General features: G+C 32.7%; 19 protein-coding genes and 3 tRNA genes. 6 read left to right on the plus strand and 16 right to left on the minus strand.

Features of this window, described 5'->3' with window-relative positions:
* Positions 1-18 precede the first annotated feature (18 nt).
* From topA to X929_RS06395, 4 genes are read right to left on the minus strand one after another with little or no spacing between them, the layout of a single operon-like run.
* Positions 19-2307 carry a type I DNA topoisomerase gene (gene topA, locus X929_RS06380; RefSeq protein ID WP_103067201.1) on the minus strand — a complete coding sequence of 763 codons (2289 nt, stop codon included), beginning with the start codon at positions 2305-2307 and terminating at the stop codon, positions 19-21.
* Positions 2308-2325: 18 nt separating this feature from the next.
* The gene (locus tag X929_RS06385; RefSeq protein WP_103067202.1) at positions 2326-3384 is read right to left on the minus strand and encodes a 3'-5' exoribonuclease YhaM family protein; all 1059 of its coding nucleotides are present in this window, start codon (positions 3382-3384) and stop codon (positions 2326-2328) included.
* Complete coding sequence (gene alr / locus X929_RS06390) at positions 3377-4501, minus strand: alanine racemase (protein ID WP_169924985.1); 1125 nt, start codon at positions 4499-4501, stop codon at positions 3377-3379. The genes X929_RS06385 and alr overlap by 8 nt, the downstream gene beginning before the upstream one ends.
* 1 nt (position 4502) lies before the next feature.
* Positions 4503-4826 (minus strand): hypothetical protein, encoded by a 324-nt coding sequence (locus tag X929_RS06395; protein WP_146255778.1) that lies wholly within the window; start codon positions 4824-4826, stop codon positions 4503-4505.
* A gap of 228 nt (positions 4827-5054) precedes the next feature.
* Here X929_RS06395 and X929_RS06400 point away from each other — a divergent pair, with 228 nt between their 5' ends.
* The 4 genes from X929_RS06400 (at position 5055) to X929_RS06415 (ending at position 9155) form a co-directional block, all read left to right on the plus strand.
* Positions 5055-5609, plus strand: a complete 555-nt coding sequence (locus tag X929_RS06400; protein ID WP_103067205.1) for a 5-formyltetrahydrofolate cyclo-ligase — start codon at positions 5055-5057, stop codon at positions 5607-5609.
* Between the two features lie 81 nt (positions 5610-5690).
* Positions 5691-6491 carry a nitrilase-related carbon-nitrogen hydrolase gene (locus X929_RS06405; protein WP_103067206.1) on the plus strand — a complete coding sequence of 267 codons (801 nt, stop codon included), beginning with the start codon at positions 5691-5693 and terminating at the stop codon, positions 6489-6491.
* 193 nt (positions 6492-6684) lie between these two features.
* Positions 6685-8487: a molecular chaperone DnaK gene (gene dnaK / locus X929_RS06410; protein ID WP_103067207.1), complete on the plus strand. Its 1803-nt coding sequence runs from the start codon at positions 6685-6687 to the stop codon at positions 8485-8487.
* Positions 8488-8672: 185 nt separating this feature from the next.
* Positions 8673-9155: a GNAT family N-acetyltransferase gene (locus tag X929_RS06415; RefSeq protein ID WP_103067208.1), complete on the plus strand. Its 483-nt coding sequence runs from the start codon at positions 8673-8675 to the stop codon at positions 9153-9155.
* 80 nt (positions 9156-9235) lie between these two features.
* Here X929_RS06415 and X929_RS06420 read toward each other — a convergent pair.
* From X929_RS06420 to X929_RS06475, 12 genes are all read right to left on the minus strand, one after another.
* A tRNA-Phe gene (locus X929_RS06420) sits at positions 9236-9311 on the minus strand.
* Between the two features lie 11 nt (positions 9312-9322).
* Positions 9323-9397, minus strand: a tRNA-Val gene (locus X929_RS06425).
* A gap of 12 nt (positions 9398-9409) precedes the next feature.
* Positions 9410-9485 (minus strand) — tRNA-Glu (locus X929_RS06430).
* 34 nt (positions 9486-9519) lie between these two features.
* Positions 9520-10878 (minus strand): UDP-N-acetylmuramate--L-alanine ligase, encoded by a 1359-nt coding sequence (gene murC, locus X929_RS06435; RefSeq protein WP_103067209.1) that lies wholly within the window; start codon positions 10876-10878, stop codon positions 9520-9522.
* Positions 10879-10933: 55 nt separating this feature from the next.
* Positions 10934-12007, minus strand: coding sequence for a UDP-N-acetylglucosamine--N-acetylmuramyl-(pentapeptide) pyrophosphoryl-undecaprenol N-acetylglucosamine transferase (locus X929_RS06440; protein WP_103067210.1), 1074 nt, complete (start codon positions 12005-12007; stop codon positions 10934-10936).
* Positions 11994-13097 carry an FtsW/RodA/SpoVE family cell cycle protein gene (locus X929_RS06445; protein ID WP_146255779.1) on the minus strand — a complete coding sequence of 368 codons (1104 nt, stop codon included), beginning with the start codon at positions 13095-13097 and terminating at the stop codon, positions 11994-11996. The genes X929_RS06440 and X929_RS06445 overlap by 14 nt, the downstream gene beginning before the upstream one ends.
* 30 nt (positions 13098-13127) lie before the next feature.
* Positions 13128-14777, minus strand: a complete 1650-nt coding sequence (gene argS, locus X929_RS06450; protein WP_103067212.1) for an arginine--tRNA ligase — start codon at positions 14775-14777, stop codon at positions 13128-13130.
* Between the two features lie 103 nt (positions 14778-14880).
* The gene (locus X929_RS06455; protein WP_245858668.1) at positions 14881-15561 is read right to left on the minus strand and encodes an amino acid ABC transporter permease; all 681 of its coding nucleotides are present in this window, start codon (positions 15559-15561) and stop codon (positions 14881-14883) included.
* The gene (locus tag X929_RS06460) at positions 15558-16325 is read right to left on the minus strand and encodes an amino acid ABC transporter ATP-binding protein (protein ID WP_103067213.1); all 768 of its coding nucleotides are present in this window, start codon (positions 16323-16325) and stop codon (positions 15558-15560) included. The genes X929_RS06455 and X929_RS06460 overlap by 4 nt, the downstream gene beginning before the upstream one ends.
* Before the next feature lie 3 nt (positions 16326-16328).
* Positions 16329-17000 carry an amino acid ABC transporter permease gene (locus X929_RS06465; protein ID WP_103067214.1) on the minus strand — a complete coding sequence of 224 codons (672 nt, stop codon included), beginning with the start codon at positions 16998-17000 and terminating at the stop codon, positions 16329-16331.
* A 76-nt stretch (positions 17001-17076) separates the two neighbouring features.
* Positions 17077-17808 carry a basic amino acid ABC transporter substrate-binding protein gene (locus X929_RS06470; RefSeq protein ID WP_103067215.1) on the minus strand — a complete coding sequence of 244 codons (732 nt, stop codon included), beginning with the start codon at positions 17806-17808 and terminating at the stop codon, positions 17077-17079.
* Positions 17809-18249: 441 nt separating this feature from the next.
* Complete coding sequence (locus X929_RS06475) at positions 18250-19638, minus strand: ATP-binding protein (RefSeq protein ID WP_103067216.1); 1389 nt, start codon at positions 19636-19638, stop codon at positions 18250-18252.
* Positions 19639-19990: 352 nt separating this feature from the next.
* Between X929_RS06475 and X929_RS06480 the strand changes: the two genes are divergently transcribed.
* Positions 19991-20443, plus strand: coding sequence for a nucleotidyltransferase domain-containing protein (locus tag X929_RS06480; protein WP_103067217.1), 453 nt, complete (start codon positions 19991-19993; stop codon positions 20441-20443).
* A 3-nt stretch (positions 20444-20446) separates the two neighbouring features.
* Positions 20447-20872 (plus strand): type VII toxin-antitoxin system HepT family RNase toxin, encoded by a 426-nt coding sequence (gene hepT, locus X929_RS06485; RefSeq protein WP_103067218.1) that lies wholly within the window; start codon positions 20447-20449, stop codon positions 20870-20872.
* The last annotated feature ends 256 nt before the right edge of the window (positions 20873-21128 follow it).

The following is a 21128-nucleotide window of genomic DNA, read 5'->3' on the forward strand; positions in this document are numbered from 1 at the left end:
CTTTTTTACTTTCTACATTTACTTTGTTAACTGTTTAATTTCTTCGATTTCAAAATATGTTTTGTCTTTTTCACAGTATAACTTTTCTTTTCCTCTGAGGGTTTTGTAGAATAACGTTTCTCCACAGGTGGGGCAACTGTATTCTGAAGGTTCATTCCAATACATTGTTCCACAAGAATCACATTTGAAATAAGTTTTTCCTTTTTTGCTTCTTAATTTTACGACTTCACCTTCACAGTTGGGGCACTTTCCTCTTGCTTTCACATTCCTTGTGTATTTACAATCCGGGTAGTTACTGCACGCTATGAATTCTCCAAATTTCCCGTGTTTTAATACTAGATCTCCACCACAGATGGGGCATTTTTCATCAATTTTATTCTCTTCTTTGTCTATTTTTAAAGTTTCTTGTAGATATTCTTTTATGTATAATTTGTCTTTAATTGTTACTCCAAATGATTCCGCAGGGATTTTCTGAGTTTCCTTGCATTCCTCACAAGATAAATACAGACCGTATCGTCCAAAATTCAATTTCATATCTTTTCCACATTTTTCGCAAGGTACATCGCTTACGTAATGTAAAATTTTTTGTTTATTTTTTATGTTATTAGATGCTGTGGTGAGAAACTTTTCAAAATCTTTATAAAACTGTTCTAAAACAATTTTACTTTTGTTTTTTCCATCTTCTATCTTATCAAGGTCTTCTTCCATGTTAGCAGTGAATTTTACATCAACTATCTCTGGAAAATATGCTTCCAAAAAGTCAGTCACCACAAAACCTGTGGTTGTTGGTCTCAAGGTACTTTTCGATATTTTAGAAACGTATTTACGTTGCAAAAGTGTGGATATTATTGTTGCGTATGTTGATGGCCTTCCAATTCCTTTAGATTCTAATTCCTTTATCAATGTTGCCTCTGTATACCTATTTGGTGGATTAGTTTCTTTTTCTTCGAATTTTAATTGGTCATATGTGATCATATCATTTTTATCTATTTCAAAATCCACTTCTTTATTGTTGGGGTTCCAGAATTTTTCAAATCCATCGAAGATACATTTTTTGGACGTTATTTCAAATGAATATTTGTTGGTATTGTCTTCAATAGTGAATGTTTTTTCTAAATATCTTGACGGAGATGACTGAGAAGCCATGAATCTATTCCAAATAAGGGTATACAACTTTAAATGGTCTGAGGAAATTAACCTTTTTGCATTGTTAACATCCATGTAGATATCAGTAGGCCTTATTGCTTCATGGGCATCTTGAACGTTTGTTTTTTTGTTTTTAGATAGGTAATGTCCTACGTAATCTTTCCCGTAATTTTTTTCCAAATAGTTAATAGCTGCCTGTTGGGCCTCGTTTGAAACTCTTGTAGAGTCGGTTCTCATGTAAGTAATAAACGCAATACTTCCTTCAGAGGTTTCCACACCTTCGTACAAATCTTGTGCTATTTTCATTACTTTAGAAGAACTCCAGTTAAAGGTTGAAACAGCAGCTTGTTGAAGAGTGCTAGTAATAAATGGTAATGGAGGCTTTCTTATTGTTTCTTTTTCTTCAACATTCACCAGTTTAAAATCTTTGTCTTTCAAATATTCGAAGATTTGGTCTTTTTTTGTTTTTGTTATACTTTCGGGTTTTATTTTTTTACCGTTCTCTTTTGTTAAAGGAATATTTTGACCATTGTGTTCAAGATAAATATTGTAGTATTTTTTTGGTTTGAAGGAAAAAATTTTTCTTTCTTTATCCACCATCAATTTCAATGCCGCAGATTGAACCCTTCCAGCACTAGTCTTGTAATCCTTTAATACTTTCCAAACTAAAGGAGAAATTTTATATCCTACCAATCGGTCTAAAATTCTTCTGGCTATCTGGGCATCGACTTTTTTTAAATCTAAACTTTGAGGATTACTTATTGAATTTTTTATTGCATTTTTAGTGATTTCAGAGAATATGATTCGATTTTTCTCTTTCGGATCGAGATCTAAAAGTTGGGACAGATGCCATGCAATAGCTTCTCCTTCTCTATCCATATCCGATGCTAGTAATACTTTTTTGCCTTTTGTTTCTTTCTTGATTTCTTGTATAACCTTTTCTTTACCAGGAATTACTTGAAAGATCGGCTCAAAGTCGTGCTCAATATCTACTCCAAACTCTTTTTTAGGTAAATCACGAACGTGGCCTTTTGAAGCTATTACTTTATATTCCTTTCCTAAATATCTTTCTATTGTTTTTGCTTTTGATGGGGATTCGACGATCACTACGTATTTATTTTCCTTGTTATTGTTGTTGGATTTAGTGTTTTTTTTGGGCATTAATTAAATTACCTCCTGCTAGTATTTTTCTATTTTTATTTTACGGGCAAGTCTCTTATCGTATTCACTCCAACTTTGATTTTTATTTATTTGTAAAGTATTTCTGATATTGTCTTTAACTTGAGCAATTTTTGAATCCACGTTATCACTTAACCCAATAATAAATGATTCGATAGTTTTTGGAACCACTGGACTTCCATATTCTATTTCTCCATGATGGGAAAGTATGATGTGTATTAAATGGTTAAGATCTGATTCTTTTATTTTTGGAGTTATAACTTTTGACTCCTCGTACACTATTTTTGTTCCCAGATGTATGTGACCAATTAATTCACCCTGTTCCGTTTTTTCTATTCCACTGGGTTTTATAACATATTCTTCTATTTTTCCTATATCGTGCAAAAGTGATCCAGCGATTATGATATCTTTATTGATGCATATATCAGTATCTTCATTGTAGAGATTATATAATCTTAAAGATAGTTCAGTAACCATTACGGTATGTACCAATAAACCTCCAGGATAGGCATGATGCACTTCTATTGCAGCAGGTGAAAAAAGAAAGGATTCTTTTAATCTTGAATTAACCAAAAAGATTTGTTTTAGCAAAGATTTAATACCTTGATCTTCAACTGTTTCTATGTAATATTCTAGTTTTGATTTTAACTTCGATAGATCATTATTGGAAAATTGCAAGTACTTTTCAGGGTTGATATTTATTAGGTTAATCTTTTGCACCGAGTCGGTTTCGTTACTGATATTAATTTGAAGTCTATTTTCAAAATAAACTATTTTGCCTTTTACTTTTATAACGTCACCAATTTGAATCTTGTTATTATTTGTTTCAGCGTTATACCAATCAATAGCTCTAATGGATTGACTTTTATCGGCTATTGTAAACAGTAAAAAAGTTTTGTCATTTTTTGTTTTCTGAAGCTTTTTACTCACTACTTTTCCTTCTATTTCTGCTTCTTCAGTTGGTTTTAAATCAGATATTAACGGAATATTTTCTCCATTTGTCTTTGGATGAAACGGATTATCTTTTATTATATCGTTCAAGGAATAATCTTCATTCAAAATATTTTCCTCCCTTAATGTAAATCCGCTGAACCCTTTGAGCTATTCTTGAGGTTACTTCATAGTTTATAGTAGATGCGTTTTCAGCTACTTCTTCTGCGCTTATTTCATCGTACTTTTGCCTCCCTATGATTACAACTTCATCACCGATTGATACATTATTGTCAGTAACATCAACAACTATTTGATCCATCGATACTCTGCCTAATATTTTGCGTCTTCTCCCATTTATCAAAACTTCCCCATTGTTGGAGAGAACTCTGAAATAACCGTCCGCATACCCTATAGGAACAACGGCGGTTTTCATCTTTTTTTGAACTTCATAAGTTCGACCATAGCCAATAGTTTCATTTGGTTGAAGGTTTTGAATGCTTGCCACAATGCTTTTTAGTTCTAAAATAGGCTTCAATTGATCAATTTTATGAGTTGTGGATGGTTGTAAACCATAAGTGGCAATTCCTGGTCTTACATAATCTAAGGAGTATTCGGGGAAAAAAAGAGCAGCCGCACTATTAGATATATGTTTTATTTCAACATCTATTCCTGAATTGATTATATAATCTAATAAAGTTTTGTACTTTTCAAACTGAACTCTGGTAAAATTATCTCTTTCATCTGCACTTGCAAAATGAGAATAAACACCTTCTATTCGAACGTTTTTATCTTTGATCAACTTTATCAATTGTGGTAATCTTTCTTCTTTTGTACCAATTCTGTTGATTCCGGTATCCACGTTTATATGAAATTTAAATTTACCAACGTCTTTCCCTAGTATATCACATACTTTTTCTAAAAACATATACGAAGTAATTGTTGGCCTTAAAAACTGAGCGAACTCTGATAATTCTTTAAAATCTGTTGGCGAAAAGTAATTAAAGATTAAAATTGGGAGTTTTATCCCCTCCTTTAAGATTTGTAAAGCCTCTTCCAAATAAGCAACAGCCAACATAGTATAACCTTCGTTAAATACTTGCTTTGCTAAAGGAACCATACCATGTCCATAAGCATTTGCCTTTAAAACTGGTATAATATTGGTTTTTGCCTGGTTTTGTATATAATTTAAATTTTCTAAGTATTTATCAATATTTATATATGCAACCGTTTCTCTACCTTTCAATTTAATCTCCTTTTAAAAAAGAAATAAGTTTGTCTTTGTTTTCTATATACTTTGGTAAAATAATTGTTTTATCCTCTAAAATTATTACTATTTTTCTGGAAGTTATAACCGTTTCTTTAATGGAGGATTTACTGAAATGCTCGTATCTTTCTGAAAATACGGAGGTAATAACGTAAAAGGTTTTGTTATTTTGATCATAAATAATAGGATACCGCATAAATTTTCTTATGGAATAAAATAAAAGTGTAACTATTATTCCGAGAAATATAAAAGCTATAATACTTTTTGGATAAAGACTGTATAGAAAGTTACCTAATGTAAACAAAAATAAAACAAAGATTAAAGGTAGCAGATAAAGAATTTTCGAATATCTAAATTTATAAAGAATTTTTCGATCCCTCTTTTAGTTACTTGGTTTTTTAGAATGTACAAATAACATTATACAATAATTTTGAGTGGTTGGCAAAAATTTTCTTGTTTTTATTATATAATGAGCAATGAAGAAAAGTAAAGTCTAAATTATAATATTAAACTTAGAGAGGGATAAAATACGATGACGAAAAAAGAAATTAGAGATAATATTTTAAAAAAAAGGTTGGATCTAGATCAAGAAAAATATGAAAAATATTCACAAAAAATAGTAGAAAAATTGAGAAATCAAATCAAAAAATGGGACTTTGATTCCATAGCTCTCTATTATCCCATTAATAAAGAAGTAGACGTTTTACCTTTGATAGAGGAATTGTTAAAAACTCAAAAAAAGGTTTATTTACCCAAGGTCTTAGGCAAACAGATGAAGATGGGAAGAGTAAAAAGTCTCGATCGTTTGATTAAAGGTAAATTTAACATTCCAGAACCCATTGAGGAAGAGTTTTCTTCAAAAATTGACCTTTATATAATTCCTGCAATTGCGTACGATTTTAAAGGATATAGATTAGGATATGGAGGAGGATATTACGATCGATACTTCCTTCAAAACCCAAAAACTCATTTGATAGGTGTGATATTCAACTTTCAATTAATTAGTTCCTTTCCTACTCACAGTAATGATTTAAAAGTCGATTTTATTATAACTGAAAAAAGCGAAATAGAAATACTTAATGTGTGAGTAACCAGGAGAAGAGTACTATCTATATCTTTTTAGACTTTATAAAGACCGTAATTAGAATATTTTATAGGAGGTAAAAAAATGTTTAAAGTTAGTGTACTTCAATACAAGCCGGAACTATTTGAGATCAAGAAAAATGTAGACAAGGTCATGAAGATCATCGGAGGGGTTGATAGCAATTTTATAGTACTTCCTGAATTGGCTTTTTCCGGTTATGCATTTTCCTCCAAAAAAGAAGTAGAAGAGACTTATGAATCGCCTTTAGAGGGAATTGGATATGCATTTAAAACCTTCAAGGAATTTTCAAAAGATACGGGTATAAGTGTAGTATATGGTTTTAACGAAAAGCATGAAGATAAGTATTATAATTCATCAATATTGATCAATAGTGATGGGACATTTAAAATATACAGAAAGACTCACTTGTTTTTCAGAGAGAAATTGTTTTTCGCCCCTGGGAACACAGGCTTTTGGGTGCAAAATGTTAATGGTATCAATGTAGGACTTGCGATCTGTTTTGATTGGTACTTTCCAGAATCTTTTAGAACCTTAGCTTTGTTAGGAGCAGATTTAATTTTGCATCCGGCAAATTTAGTTTTGCCATATTGCCAAGAAGCCAATAAAATTAGATCTTTAGAAAACAAGATTTATATTGCTACGTCTAATATTTGGGGAAAGCAGCGTAATGGTGAAATAGAGTATTCTTTTACTGGAAAAAGTCAAGTGACATCACCCGATGGTGAAGTACTTTTTAGATTATCAGAGCAAGGGGACTTTGTTGAAACAGTTGAAATAGATGAAAGAAAATCTAGAGATAAAAGTATAAATGAATACAATGATCTCTTCAAGGATAGAAACTCAAAATATTATTTTCACTCTTAGATTAAGAGTGATATAAGATTAGATTACCTTCAAATTTAGTATATTTATAAACCTTTTCAAATATGTATTATATATGTTTTCAAATCTTAATTAAAGACTTGAAAAAAAAGCGTATTTGAATTATAATATTAATGATGTTGAACAAAAAATATATGTATAGAATGATAAAAAGTTTTAGTAAGGGGGTATTTTCATGAGTGCAAAAGAATATGTTGTAGGTATAGACTTAGGTACTACTAACTCAGCTGTTGCTTGGGTAAAACCAGATGGTAACCCTGAAGTAATACCTAATTCGGAAGGTAAAAGGACCACGCCTTCTATTGTTTCTTTTACTAAAGACGGTCAGATATTGGTAGGTGAACCAGCTAAAAGACAAGCTATTTTGAATTCAGATAGAACTGTTCGTTCCATTAAAAGGTATATGGGAAGTAACTACACCGTAAAAATCGATGACAAGGTATATACACCTCAGCAGATAAGTGCATTTATACTTAAAAAGCTGGTTAAAGATGCAGAAGAATATTTAGGAGGAAAGATCAAAAAGGCTGTTATAACTGTTCCTGCCTATTTTAATGATGCTCAAAGGCAAGCTACAAAAGAAGCAGGAGAAATCGCTGGATTAGAGGTCCTAAGGATAATAAACGAACCTACAGCAGCTTCCATAGCTTTTGGTTTGGATCGATCCGATGAAGAAAGAAAAATAGTTGTGTACGATTTAGGTGGGGGGACCTTCGATGTTTCAATTTTGGACATAGGAGAAGATATTATAGAAGTTATTGCCACTTCTGGAAACAACCAGCTGGGAGGAGACGATTTTGATCAAAGGATAATCGATTGGTTAGCAGATGAATTTATGAAAGAGTATAAGGTGGATTTGCGAAAAGATAAGCAAGCATTACAAAGGTTGAGAGAAGCTGCTGAATCTGCAAAGATTGAGTTATCAAGTAAATTAGAAACGGATATAAATTTACCTTTCATCACGGTTGTGGATGGCCAACCTGTTCATTTAGAAAAGAAACTAACAAGAGCTAAATTAGAAGAACTTATTGAAGACTTAATAGAATCCACAAGAGGACCTATTGAAAACGCAATGAGAGATGCTAAACTTTCACCACAAGATATTAGTGATGTTTTGCTTGTTGGTGGATCAACAAGGATTCCAGCCGTTCAGAAATTGGTAAAAAATTATTTTGGAAAGGATCCTTCAAAGAATGTTAACCCAGACGAAGCAGTCGCAATTGGAGCAAGTGTTCAAGCCTCTATAATGGTTGGAGAAACTGAAAGAGACTTAGTTTTAGTAGATGTTACTCCTTTATCTTTGGGCGTTGAAGTTAAGGGAGGATTAATGGAAGTTATTATACCAAGAAATAATAAAATCCCTGTAAAAAAATCTAAGGTTTTTACAACGTCTGTTGATGGACAGACAGAAGTTGAAGTAAGAGTTTATCAAGGTGAAAGGCCTTTAGCAAGAGACAATTTTTTCTTAGGGAGTTTTACGTTGACAGGTATTGCTCCAGCACCAAGAGGGGTTCCTCAAATAGAAGTAGCTTTCGATATTGATTCTAATGGAATAGTAAGTGTATCAGCGAAGGATTTAGGAACCGGTAAGCAGCAATCTATGGTTGTAACTGGAAGACATAAATTGGATAAAGAGCAAATTGATAGGATGATGAAAGAAGCTAGAGAGTATGAGGAACAAGATAAAAAGGTAAAAGAAAAGATTGAGATGAGAAACCAAGCGGACGATTTAATCTATCAAACAGAAAAATTGTTACGTGAAAATGGAGATAAAATACCCAATGATTTAAAGACAAACATAGAAGAAAAAACAAAAGAGTTAAAGCAAGCTTTAGAGGAAGATAACATCGGTAAAATTAAGATAGTTAAAGATGAGTTACAACAAGAGATTATAAAAGTTGGACAATATATTTATCAAAATCAAAATCCAGAAGAAACGGCAGGAACAACAAATCCAGGAAACGATCCGGAGAATTAGTAATTCAGGAGGCTTTTAAGCCTCCTGAATTTTTTTTGGAACTAGGTTATAGCATATTGATTCCGACCTTTTCTAAGTATTTTGAATAACTGTATATCTATTAGTTGTATAAAATAATTTTATATTCACAATATTTGGTATATAAGTGTAAATGTGGTATAATATATGTCGGAGGTGGTTGTAAAGTGCAGAAGACCTTTAATTTTGATTCATTCAACTTATCATTGAAAGAACTGGACTCAAAGGAAGATCTATTAGATGATGATTTTGAGTTCACCAAGTTGGAAATAGCAGAGTTCTTGGAAGAAAATTTGGGAAAGTATGGTGACCCACTAGGAGATATTATCAGTTCTATTGATTACGCCTTTTCCAACGAGAAAGGAAAAGGAGGATTTGTTCTGGTACTTCATAATGACGATAGCATCGTAGGTGCTGTTGTTATTAACGATACGGGTATGGAAGGATATATCCCCGAGCATGTATTGGTGTACATAGCCGTTGATAAAGATTTTAGAGGAAAAGGAATTGGTAGAATCTTATTGAAAGAAACAATTGCTCGATGCGACGGGGATATATCTTTGCATGTAGAGTATGACAACCCAGCAAGAAAATTGTACGAAAAGATTGGGTTCGAATCAAAATATGCAGAAATGAGGTATAAATCATAATATTTGTTTCAAAATAATAAAGGCAACCATCTTGGTTGCCTTTATTAAATACACTTAGCAAACTACTAAAAGAACTATTATGGTGGGCAGGGGCAGAATCGAACTGCCGACACACGGATTTTCAGTCCGTTGCTCTACCGACTGAGCTACCTGCCCATCCTTAAACCTGGTGGGCGCTGCAGGATTTGAACCTGCGACCTTCTGCTTGTAAGGCAGACGCTCTCCCACTGAGCTAAACACCCTACTTGATTTTATGGCGCCCCCAACCAGATTCGAACTGGTGCCTTTGGCGTGAAAGGCCAATGTCCTAGGCCGCTAGACGATGGGGGCAATATTTCAAACCTGAAATATATTATCATAAAAATTAGGAGATGTCAAGATTTTTTTTGTATTTTGATAATTTTTTTGCTATATCGGTTATGTCACCCGCACCAACAAAGAGTAAAACAGCATTTCTTTCTTGTAAAAGATCTGATATAATTTCATCTTCAGAATTATAATATTTGGAGAATGTAGATTTCGAATTAAGCGCTTCAACAACTTTTCTTTCATCGACACCGTTAATAGGTTCTTCAAAAGCTGAGTATATCCGGTAGACTAATACTTCATCGGAATATTTTAGAACGTCAATAAAGTCATTTATGTGAAAATAGAGGCGGGTGTATCTGTGTGGTTGAAATATTGTTATTAATTTTCTTTTTGGAAAATTTTCTTTTGTTGCCTTTATAGTTGCTAAAATTTCGTCAGGTGTGTGGGCATAATCGTCTATTATTGATAGATTATCTTTATCGTAAAGTATGTTAAATCTTCTGCCAACTGAATTATATCCCATATAAGTTTCTTTTATTGTTTTAAAGTCAATCCCGGCTTCTAAAGAAAGTGCCGCTGAAGCTAGTGCGTCATAAGCGTAATGTAATCCTGGAAGATTTAAAGTGATATCTCCAATATGTGTATTTTTATAATGAAGTTCAAAAACTTGATATCCATTATATTGGCGTCTGTTTTTTATATTATAATCAGCATTTTCTCCTTGTCCGAAGTATAAAACTTTCCCTTCGTTAAACGACCATTTGGCAAGATGGATATCGTCTCCATTTAAAATAACAAGTTCTTTAGTTTTTCTTGCGAATTTATAAAGAGAACTTTCCAACTTTTCAAATTCATTGTCGTAGTGTTCTAAATGATCAGGTCTTAGATTATTTATGATAGAAAAGTCCGTTTCTGTTTCTTCTATAAAGCCATCACTCTCATCGACTTCCGCTATTACTATTCCATTTCCATATCTAAAGTTGCCATCTTCTAGTGAATCATGTATCCCACCTAAAAAAACTGTTGGATCTTTACCGGCATTTTTGAATATTTGGGAGATCATAGCGGTTGTGGTAGTTTTTCCATCTGTTCCAGTTATACCTATTGAGGTATGTTCTTTTAATATCGAGTTGAGTAATTGCATCCTGTTCAAAATAGTTATATTTCTTTTTTTTGCTTCTATAAGTTCTGGATTGGTATCTTTTATTGCCGTTGTTTTAATTAAAAAATCTATATCAGGAAGATCAGAGTCCTGTTTTAATTTGACTTTTATTCCTTTTTTTATTAAATATTCCACTCTTTCGTTCATTTCATTGTTCGATCCAAGCACGTTTTTTATACCATGTTTATAAGCAAGGTACAGAGCTAAGGAACTCATACCTATACCACCTATCCCCGAAAAGTAATACTTCATAGAAACCTCCTTTTGAAAATGCAAATACTATCTTTGGAAACTCTAAAACCTTTTGTTAGCGCCCCTTCGCCCCGCAGCCCACCCATAAGATATTATTAACTATACTTTCTGTTGCTTTATTTATCTTTGGCGTGTATATAAATTTTTCATTTTTTGGTTGAATTTGATTTAAAAAGTTGATCAAATCGTCAATTTCCAAATTTTCTTCATCAAAAACTATCACCTTTCCCTTTTTTTGGAGGGAAAGAGCGTTTTTAAGCTGATGATTTTCTGCTGCACCTTTCCAGGGTATCAAAATAGCGTGAAGATCATAGAACTGAATTTCCGCGAGAGTTGTTGCTCCTGCCCTTGATATCACTCCGTCAGAAACAGCCATTAATTCATATAATTTTTCTATATATTCAAAAGTAAAAACATTTTGAAATTGTTTGAACTTTTCTTGGTTTTTTGTTATGTGTATATAATTATTAACTTTTTCTTTTTTGTATACTCTGTACATTAATTCATCTATTTCGTTTGAACCTAGGCTTCCCCCAAAGACTAATATACATCTTTTGTTTAGATCATTTATTCCAAAATTTTGCAAGTAAGTTCGAGGTATTTCTCTTTCAGGAGTTCTTACAGGGTTTCCTGTGAGAATAAATTTATCATTTAACTTGGTCTCTTCGTAACTTACAAAAACTTTTTTTGCCCATCTAGCTAGTACTTTGTTTGATATCCCAAGTATTGAATTTTGCTCATGCAAGTAAAAAGGAATATTTTGTTTTTTTAAAGCTAAACCCACGGGAACGGTCACGTACCCACCTGTTAGAAACCCAAAAGTAGGTTTGAATTCTTTTATTATTTTTTCAACTTTATTGGTGTCCTTTAATACTTCAAAGGCTCTGTTAATATTTTTAAGGTTGTATAAGGGCCTTTCTAGACCTTTAGTATTTAAAGGAACCAACTTCGCTTTTGGAAAATCAGTAGGTAGCTTTTTTTCTTCGATTCTTCCTTTTGTTGTAAAATATATTACTTCTAATTTATTATAATATTTATCTAGATATTTTATTACAGATAGAGCAGGGTAGTAATGGCCTCCTGTACCGCCTCCTGAAAAAACAACTTTTAACTCTTCATTCTTCCTCATCTGTTCTTGTCAACTCCGAATTATGATATATTAATCCCAAACCCCACCCTATGGAGGTTAATGTAACTATCATAGAAGAATTTCCATAGCTTACCAAGGGAAGAGTCACTCCTGTAACCGGCATCCATGGTACTCCTAAACCTACCAAAGTGTTTATAACAACTTGAATGAAGATCCATGAAGCTGTAGCTCCACAAAATATAAAAGTAGTGTGATCTTTTGTTAGATAGGCTAAGTACACAAGTTCATGAGATAGAAAGAAGAAAAGAGTTACAACCATCACTATCCCAAATTTTCCCCATTCTTCTCCTATAACGGATATAATAAAATCACTGTAAGATTCTGGTACATAGTATTTGAATTCACCCGCAAACGGACCAGTACCAATCAGCCCCCCATGTGTAATGGCATCTCTTGAACGTTGACTTTGAAAATCGTCAGAACTTGTCAATCTTGAAATCTGATAGGTTTGGAGCAGATCATCCATGAAGATGAAAACAACTGAGATGATAATCAACGTAAAAATAAAGAAAAATAACATAACTTTTTTATCTCTTATTCCCAAAAACATCGTTATTAATGTTACCATTGTTAATATAATAGAAGAACTGAGGTCTGGTTCCAAAAACACCAATAATATGCTGATTCCACAAACTAAAATAGGAAAAACCACATTAATTAGAAGATTTTTTTTATTTTGTATTTGAGTGTAATAAAAAGCCAAGAAAGCGGGAATAATAAGTTTTGCAAGTTCTGATGGTTGAAATTGGAAAGGTCCAATGTTCATCCATCTTTTTGCCCCAGCGATAGGTTGTGTGAACAAAACGATAACTAAAATAAGATTTAAAAATGTAAAAAGAGCAATCATAATATGCTTGTTTTTTGTAAAAGTATCACTGAGCATAAAAGCTGTTATCGCACCTAAAAAGCCAAGAATTAAAGCGATTATATAAGTTTGAAACTTTTGTTCTGGGTTTATCTCCTTGATGTCACTAATTGCAAAAAGAGAACTGTAGATGAATAATACACCTACAAATAGAGTGATACCCAATATTATTAAGTAAAAGATTAAATTTCGTTTTATCACCATACGTTGGGGGAGCACCCCCAAGCCCCCCTTTCACATGCTTTCAGGAGCATTTACTCCCAAAATAGACAAACCTCTTGCTATAACAATTTTTGTTGCCTGGCAGAGATTCAACCTGCCTTGAATAAGTTCATAATTTTCTGCGTTAAGAACAGAGAGGTTGTTGTAAAAATGATGGAATCTTGAGGCTACTCTTTCTAAATATTGGGTAAGCAAGTTAGGCTTGTTTTGAATTACAGCTTTTGTTAACACATCGGTAAATAAGGCTAACTCCCTCATTAGTAATTTTTCTTCGTTTTCTTTTAGATTTTCTAAGCCTAAAAATAATTCATATTCTATTCCTCTCTTTTGTGCTTCTTTAAATATGCTGCATATCCTTGCGTGAGCATATTGGACGTAATAAACAGGGTTTTCATTAGATTTTTTTATAGCCAGATCAATATCGAAATTTAATGTTGTATCTGGATCAACCATTGCAAAGAAGTACCTAACCGCATCTTTGCCGACATTTTGTATAAGGTCATCAAGAGTGAAGAATTCGCCGCTTCTTGTTGACATTTTTATAATTTCTTGACCCTTTTTTACATTTACAAACTGGTGTAAGATTATTTTTAAAAAATCTTCTGGTAATCCTAATGCTTTTATTGAAGCCATCATTCTTGGTATGTGACCATGGTGGTCAGAACCCATTATATCAATTACGCTGTCGAAACCCCGTAGGTACTTGTAATAATGGTAAGCGATGTCATCACAGAAATATGTGGGCATCGAATCTTTAGACCTTATCAATACCTTGTCGTTTTCATCTATCAAATCTGATACTTTAAACCATACAGCATCATCTTTTTCATACACGTAGCCTTTAGCTTTTAAATCGTTCAAGGTTTTTTCAACTATCTTATTTTTAAATAATAATTGTTCACTAAAGACCACATCAAAGTTCACGTTGATCTTTTCCAGTGTACTCAACATAGTTTTTAGCATATCTTCTAAGACTTCTTTTCTAAATATATCTTCGACTTCCTCATCCCATTTATCTTTAAATTTATCTCCATACTTGTTCAATACTTTTTTAGCCGTATCTATAAGATAATCTCCCCTGTAACCATCTTCAGGTATTTCATACTTTGAACCTAAAATTTCGTTGTATCTTACCCATAGGGAGTAGGAAAGAAGTTTTATTTGTCTGCCTGCATCGTTCAAATACATCTCCCTTTGAACAATGTATCCAGCTTGTTCATACATATTTGCCAAAACATCACCCATAACAGCTTGTCGTCCATGAGCAACTGTAATGGGGCCCGTGGGATTGATGCTTGCAAATTCAAACTGAATATTTTGACCCTTACCTATATCAAATTTTCCGTAAGTTTTTGGGTTGCTCAAAATTTTAGAACATATTCTTTGATAAATTTGGGGTGAAACAAAAAAATTTAAGAAACCTTTTACATTATCAACTTTTTCAAAAAAAGGAGATTTATCTAATTCTTCCTTTAAAATTTGGGCAATTTCTTGTGGCGATTTTCTCAACCTTTTAGTTAATAGGAATGCGATGTTGGATGAAAAATCTCCTAAATCGTCTTTTGGAGGAGTTTCAATGGTAAAATTATTTTCAAGTTCAGTAACACCTATATTTGATAAGGTTGCATCTATTTGTTCTTTTATTAGGTCGATTATTTCCATATATTATTTCCTCCCGTTTTCTCGTTTATTAATTATCTTTAGAAACTATAAAATCACTTTAGCGTCCCTTCACTGGACGGTACCCCAGCTTTTATCATATTTTTTAAATGCGATTTCTAGCATAAGTGAGTGTCCCTGGAATCTTCAATTTCTTTTCAACATATCTGAATATTTCTCCAAAAAATGTGACCAATACTAAATATATGAGGGCAGCAAAAAGGTAAACTTGAAAAAATTCAAAATTACGACTTGCTACAAACCTAGCTTGAGCCATTATTTCTGGTACTCCAACAATATAAGAAAGAGATGAATATTTCAAGAGATAAATAAATTCATTCGTCCAAGAAGGGATAAACCTTCTTAAAGCTTGGGGCAATATAATCAATCTAATGGCTTGCCATTTTGTCATTCCTATTGATAAAGATGCTTGCATTTGCCCAGAACTTATCGACTGAATAGCCCCTCTTAGATATTCTGCCTGATAAGCGGCGGAATTTAAAAAAAAGGCTATTATTGAAGCTAATAATGGCGAAAGCCTAATCCCAATAACAGGTAAACTATAATAAAGAATAAATAATTGAACAAGTAAAGGAGTACCTCTTATGATTTCGATAAATATGTAGCTTATGTAATAGAAAAATTTATTTCCATAGGTCTTTGCGACCGCTAGTAAAACACCTAAAAAGAATCCTATTACTACAGAAATTAAAGTTAAAAAAAGGGTAACCCAGATACCTTCCACCATATATACCCAAGAATTTTGAATAATTTCAACAAAGCTCATGAATTTTCTTCCTTTCCATACAACTGCGATAACTTATTCAAAAATTCCTTAGTTCTTTCTTTTTGAGGATTTTTGAACATCAATTCTGGAGGACCTTTTTCAACGATCACACCTTTTTCCATGAATATGATCTCATCAGCAACAGCCCTTGCGAATCCCATTTCATGTGTAACACAAACCATAGTCATACCACTTTTTGCAAGATCAATCATAACGTTCAGAACCTCTCCTATCAGCTCTGGATCCAAAGCCGAAGTAGGTTCATCAAATAGGATCAATTTTGGATTCATAGCCAAACATCTCGCAATCGCAACCCTTTGTTTTTGTCCACCAGAAAGTTGGGCAGGATAAAGTTCTGATTTGTCCTTCAATCCAACCCGTTCTAATTCTTTTAATGCAGTTTCGGTGGCTTGTGTTTTTTCAATTTTTTTTACTTTAGTCAACCCAATTCTAACGTTTTCAAGCACAGTTAAGTGATCGAATAAGTTGAAATGTTGAAATACAAAACCTATTTCTTGCCTAATTTTGTGAATATTCTTTGAAGATAATATTTCTTCCTCGTCCAGATATATTCTTCCGGAATCAGGTTCGACAAGTCTGTTTATGCACATTAAAAGCGTACTCTTCCCCGTCCCACTTGGGCCTATTATTACTTTGGTTTCACCTTTTCTTACTTCTAATGTTATTCCTTTCAGGATTTCTGTGTTGTTATAACTTTTATGAAGATCTTCTACCTTTAATATGATATCTTTATCTTCTCCCATTAATCAAACGCTCCTCGTTTCAAATCCGGGTATAATTAGCTTTTTTTCAATACTACCCAGTCCTCTACTTATACTAAAAGTTAGGATAAAATATATAACCCCACAAATTAGATAAACGATCAAAGGTCTGTTGGTTACAGATATAATGTAAGTGCCTTGCCTTAGTAGTTCCACCACACCCAAGGCATAAGCAACTGATGTATCTTTTAAAACTACCGATGCCTCATTGGTCCATCCTGATAATGCGATTCTTATTGCTTGAGGGAATATGATATAAAAAAAAGTCTGAATTTTGTTCATCCCTATGGAATAGGCAGCATCAAGCTGTCCTTTTGATATTGATGAAATTGCACCTCTAAAAATTTGTGATTGATAAGCTGAACTTATCAAACCTAAACCAATTATTGAGGCAATCATAGGATCTAATCTTATTCCTAAAGCAGGCAAACCGTAAAAAATCAAAAAGAGCATGACTATCAGAGGAATGCTCCTAAAAATTCGTTCGTATATTAGAAAAATCAATTGTACAAATTTGTTGCCATACAATTGACCAAAAGAAATAATAACCCCTACAACAAATCCTAACAACAAACTAAAAAAAGTTAATTCTAGTGTCACAAGGGTTCCTTTTAACAAATAGGGAAAAGAATTGATAATAGTCTGAATGTCTTCCAAATATCATCCTTCCTTTTTGTCTTTTAAATATAAAGGGGGTGAACCCCCCTTTGTTTTTTATAGAAATTCAGAAGCCTCACTTAAAATATTTCTCTATTAGTTCATCCATCTTTCCAGACTCTTGTAACTTTGTTATACCTTCGTTCAACATATTTAATAAATCTTTATTACCTGGTGCAACGGCCATACCATAATTTTCGTTAGTCTTAATAATTCCAACAATTTCCACAGGATCTGTCTTGGTAAATCTTTGAGCCACAGGATTATCTAATATGAGTGCGTCGAGATTTTTATTAACCAAGTCACGAACAGCAAAGTTAAATGTATCGTATCTTATTAGGTTAGCTTTTGGCAAGTAACCCGTGTCAATAAGATTTTCTGTTACCCAAAGATCACCTGTTGTACCTGTTTGAACTCCGATTTTTGGTTTCTTAAAAAGAACTGTTAGGTTAGTACCTTCTCCTTTTCTTACCATAATACTCTGATCGGCACTAAAATATGGGATTGTAAAATCCACCACTCTCTCTCTTTCTTCTGTTATCGTCATTCCAGCTACAATAATATCTATATTTCCTGTCATTAAAGAAGGTATGAGAGAGTCAAAACTAATGTCTCTTATTTCAACATCGAATCCGTAGATTTTCCCGATTTCTTTTATTAAATCAATATCAAAGCCAACGAACTTTCCGCCTTCTACGTATTCAAATGGTGGAAAAGATGCTTCTGTACCAACAACATAAGTAACTGAAAAAGCAGAAAACACAAATGAAAATAAAATTATGCATACCAAAACCATTTTTTTTACCATGCTACTACACCTCCTATCGTCTTAATAGCTTTTATATAGATGCTAGATATAAAGAGACGATTCTGTTTATTACGGCATTTTAAAAAATGAGTAAAATGCAACAACCGTAAAGTTCATTCGACACAAACATATTATACTACAATTGAGATAGTATATCAATATTTAATATTAGATCATCAACAACAAAAAACAAACCAAACGTTCAGAAAGAGGACAGATTATGAAGAGATAAAAGAAAGGTACGAAGAACTAAAAGAGTTACTGAAATAGTTTTTTAAAGACGCCCAGCAAGGGCGTTTTTTAATTGAAAATTCCCGCTAATTTTAATGAACATTTGCCATTGCTAACTACTTTTCGTTTAGGAGACACTTATTTTTGGTACACGTTTCTTTAAGTAAGCGCACCCGTTTTAGAATTCTTACGTTTTTGTAACTGTCAAACTCAGGACACTAAATCTTTAAAACTTATTAAAATAACATTATTACTGGCTTTGGCAAAATTCAAGGTTTCTTTCGTAAAACCGTTTTTCGAGAAAAGTATATAAAATTTATTCTCAAAATGAAATAAAGCCCCTTTATCCATAAGTTTTTTAACTACTGACATGTCTAACAATGTATTTTGCCATTTGCATTCACCAAGAAGAATGTTTTTCTCATCGTAGGCTACTATATCGATTTCTTCTTCTATTTTTTTAATGGGGTTATTGCCCCACCACTTGCCAATATTTTCAAAAATGAACGGTAATTTACCCTCGACATTCATTTTCTTCAGGATTTCAACTGAAATGTCTTCGAAAATGGGGCCTATGTACTCATTCATAAATGGCTTTATTTTATTTTTTATAACGAAATCCGCCAATCCTTGTTCAATTAATGCTTTGTTTTTAAAAACAAACCTATACCAAAATTTAAAGAAATTATCCTTAATCTTGAAAATACTACCCCTGCTTTTTCTACCAATCGGTTCAGGTTTTATTCTTTCAACGATCTTCAGATCAATCAGGGTATTCAAATACTTAGCCACTTTGGAATTATCGAAACTGATTCTTGAGGAAATTTCATTCAATTTTCCGTTTCCTTCTGCCAAAGCTTCTAAAATAGAATTGTAAATCAAAGGCTCCCTTAATTCTTGTCTTAGCAAGAATGTAGGTTCTTCGTTAAGATACGATGATTTAAATAATATTTTTTGTTTTATATTTTCATAAACGTCCACTTTTTCATCAAAGGTGACCAAGTATTGCGGTGTACCCCCTAAAACTCCGTATGTGTTGACTTGTTCCTCCCAAGAATATTTTGGGAAAAACTTTCGACTGTCAAAAAAACCAAAAGGGGTAATCTCAAATTGTGCGGTTCTTCTCCCATACAATGGGCTTTTATAACCCAAAACTTCATTTTCCATAAAACTGACATATGAGCCACAGATTATCAAAAATAATTTGGTGTCTTTCAAACTATGATCTATCAATTTCTGTAAAATCGATGGAATACTACTATTCGCATTCACCAAATATTGGAACTCATCAATTACAATTACTAATCTTTCTTCTTTTGTTCTACTTGCAATAAAGATGAAAGCTTCTTCCCAAGAATTAAACCCAGTTAACCCCGTTAGATTGAAAAACGAAAACACCTCTTTAGAAAATTTTTCTAATGAAACACTATCTACTGATTCATCGGCTACAAAAAATATAAAAGGCTTCTCTTTGCAAAATTCCAAAAGTAAGGTGGTTTTTCCAACCCTTCTTCTTCCATATACAACAACAAATTGGAACTTGTCTTCTTTATATAGTTTGTTTAAAGCGGTTAACTCTGATTCTCTACCAATAAACATGTAAGTCACCTCTGTAACTAACTCATGAGTTACTAACTTTAGAGTTACTAACTCATGAGTAAGTAACTCTAAAGTTAGTAATATTATACCACAAAAATGTGTGTATGGTGAAAAGACTATTATTTTTTTACAAAATATACTATAAAACCTATTATACGTGAGCTATATGATAAGAGAGCTCACCTTCAAAAACATATGGTATAATTAAATTTACAAAGAAAACAATTTACCCCTCTTATGAGCGGTGAGCGACAATTAATTTTAAAAAGGTCACAGGGCGCTGCATCTATGTTTTAAAGTTTCCCAAGACAGTATAAGATTTAAATACAATCGAATTAAGAAGGTGAACAACATGGTTCTTGACAAATTAGAATTCCTAAAAGATTTGTGTAAAAAATATAAAATAGGGTTAGTTTATTTGTTTGGCTCGCAGAAAGAACAAGCTTATCATTTACTAAAAAACAATGATGATAACAATATAAAAATAGATGATCCTCTCACCGACATAGATGTGGGAATAGTTTTTTTGTTTGATTTGGATAGTATAAAGCATAGATACAAGCTTTATGCTAGTATATATAATGAATTAGAAGAATTATTTAAACCTTACAAATTAGATCTGGTATTTTTGCAAGAAACTCATTCTGTATTCCAGACTGAAGCGTTAAAAGGCATATGCGTATATAGTGAATCAGAAAATTTCAAAGATGAATACGAAATGATGGTGTTAAGACGTGCTGCCGATTTTAAATATGTCCTCGATTTATACCATAAAGAAGTATTAGAAAAATATGAGGAGAAGTAAAAGATGATAAATAAAGAGCTTATTAGAGATAGATTGATATTCATCAATGACTATCTAATTCAGTTGGAAATACTGTCTCACTTATCAAAAGAAGAATTTCTACGAGATAGGAGAAACCCTGCAGCTGCTGAAAGTTTTCTTCGAAGGTCTTTAGAAGCAATCTTTGACATTGGAAGGCATATATTAGCTAAGACAGGTAGCATAGATATGTCCACTGAGTATAAAGCTATTGCTATGGGGCTTGGAGAAAAAGATATTATAAACAAGAATTTGAGCCAGAAATTAATTCAAATGGCGGGTTATCGGAATAGATTGGTTCATATGTATCACATGATCTCTCAAGAAGAGCTGTACGATATAATAACAGAAAATTTGGATGACATTAGACAATTCATTAAAAGCGTAGAAAAATTCATCGAAAATAACTGATGAGGTATCCTCAAATATTCCCTTTCAAGATGAAAAAATACAGTGGGAATTCTCTCCAACTTCCTCACAAGATTCACATCATCCGGCTTTTCGATTTTACTCATTGCTAACTCTGCATTGTCTATTTTAAGTATCGCTGTGCAAAAGATCATTGGTTCCAGATGAATTCTTTATTGAATAGAAGTTACCTGAGTTTTAGAAAAAGATCCTTTTCCTCACGGGTGGGGAGCGGGGGAAGGGCGCTATAAAATTCATT

Origin of the sequence: Petrotoga olearia DSM 13574 (genome assembly GCF_002895525.1) — a bacterium.
Classification (GTDB): Bacteria; Thermotogota; Thermotogae; order Petrotogales; family Petrotogaceae; genus Petrotoga; species Petrotoga olearia.

Bases quoted from the DNA above. Each gene is read 5' to 3' on its own strand.
- X929_RS06405 (WP_103067206.1), top strand. From the start codon at position 5,691: ATGTTTAAAGTTAGTGTACTTCAATACAAGCCGGAACTATTTGAGATC.
- X929_RS06460 (WP_103067213.1), bottom strand. From the start codon at position 16,325: ATGGGAGAAGATAAAGATATCATATTAAAGGTAGAAGATCTTCATAAA.
- murC (WP_103067209.1), bottom strand. From the start codon at position 10,878: ATGAAGTATTACTTTTCGGGGATAGGTGGTATAGGTATGAGTTCCTTA.
- topA (WP_103067201.1), bottom strand. From the start codon at position 2,307: ATGCCCAAAAAAAACACTAAATCCAACAACAATAACAAGGAAAATAAA.
- X929_RS06470 (WP_103067215.1), bottom strand. From the start codon at position 17,808: ATGGTAAAAAAAATGGTTTTGGTATGCATAATTTTATTTTCATTTGTG.
- hepT (WP_103067218.1), top strand. From the start codon at position 20,447: ATGATAAATAAAGAGCTTATTAGAGATAGATTGATATTCATCAATGAC.
- argS (WP_103067212.1), bottom strand. From the start codon at position 14,777: ATGGAAATAATCGACCTAATAAAAGAACAAATAGATGCAACCTTATCA.
- X929_RS06445 (WP_146255779.1), bottom strand. From the start codon at position 13,097: ATGGTGATAAAACGAAATTTAATCTTTTACTTAATAATATTGGGTATC.
- X929_RS06475 (WP_103067216.1), bottom strand. From the start codon at position 19,638: ATGTTTATTGGTAGAGAATCAGAGTTAACCGCTTTAAACAAACTATAT.
- X929_RS06400 (WP_103067205.1), top strand. From the start codon at position 5,055: ATGACGAAAAAAGAAATTAGAGATAATATTTTAAAAAAAAGGTTGGAT.
- dnaK (WP_103067207.1), top strand. From the start codon at position 6,685: ATGAGTGCAAAAGAATATGTTGTAGGTATAGACTTAGGTACTACTAAC.
- X929_RS06480 (WP_103067217.1), top strand. From the start codon at position 19,991: ATGGTTCTTGACAAATTAGAATTCCTAAAAGATTTGTGTAAAAAATAT.
- X929_RS06440 (WP_103067210.1), bottom strand. From the start codon at position 12,007: ATGAGGAAGAATGAAGAGTTAAAAGTTGTTTTTTCAGGAGGCGGTACA.
- X929_RS06455 (WP_245858668.1), bottom strand. From the start codon at position 15,561: ATGAGCTTTGTTGAAATTATTCAAAATTCTTGGGTATATATGGTGGAA.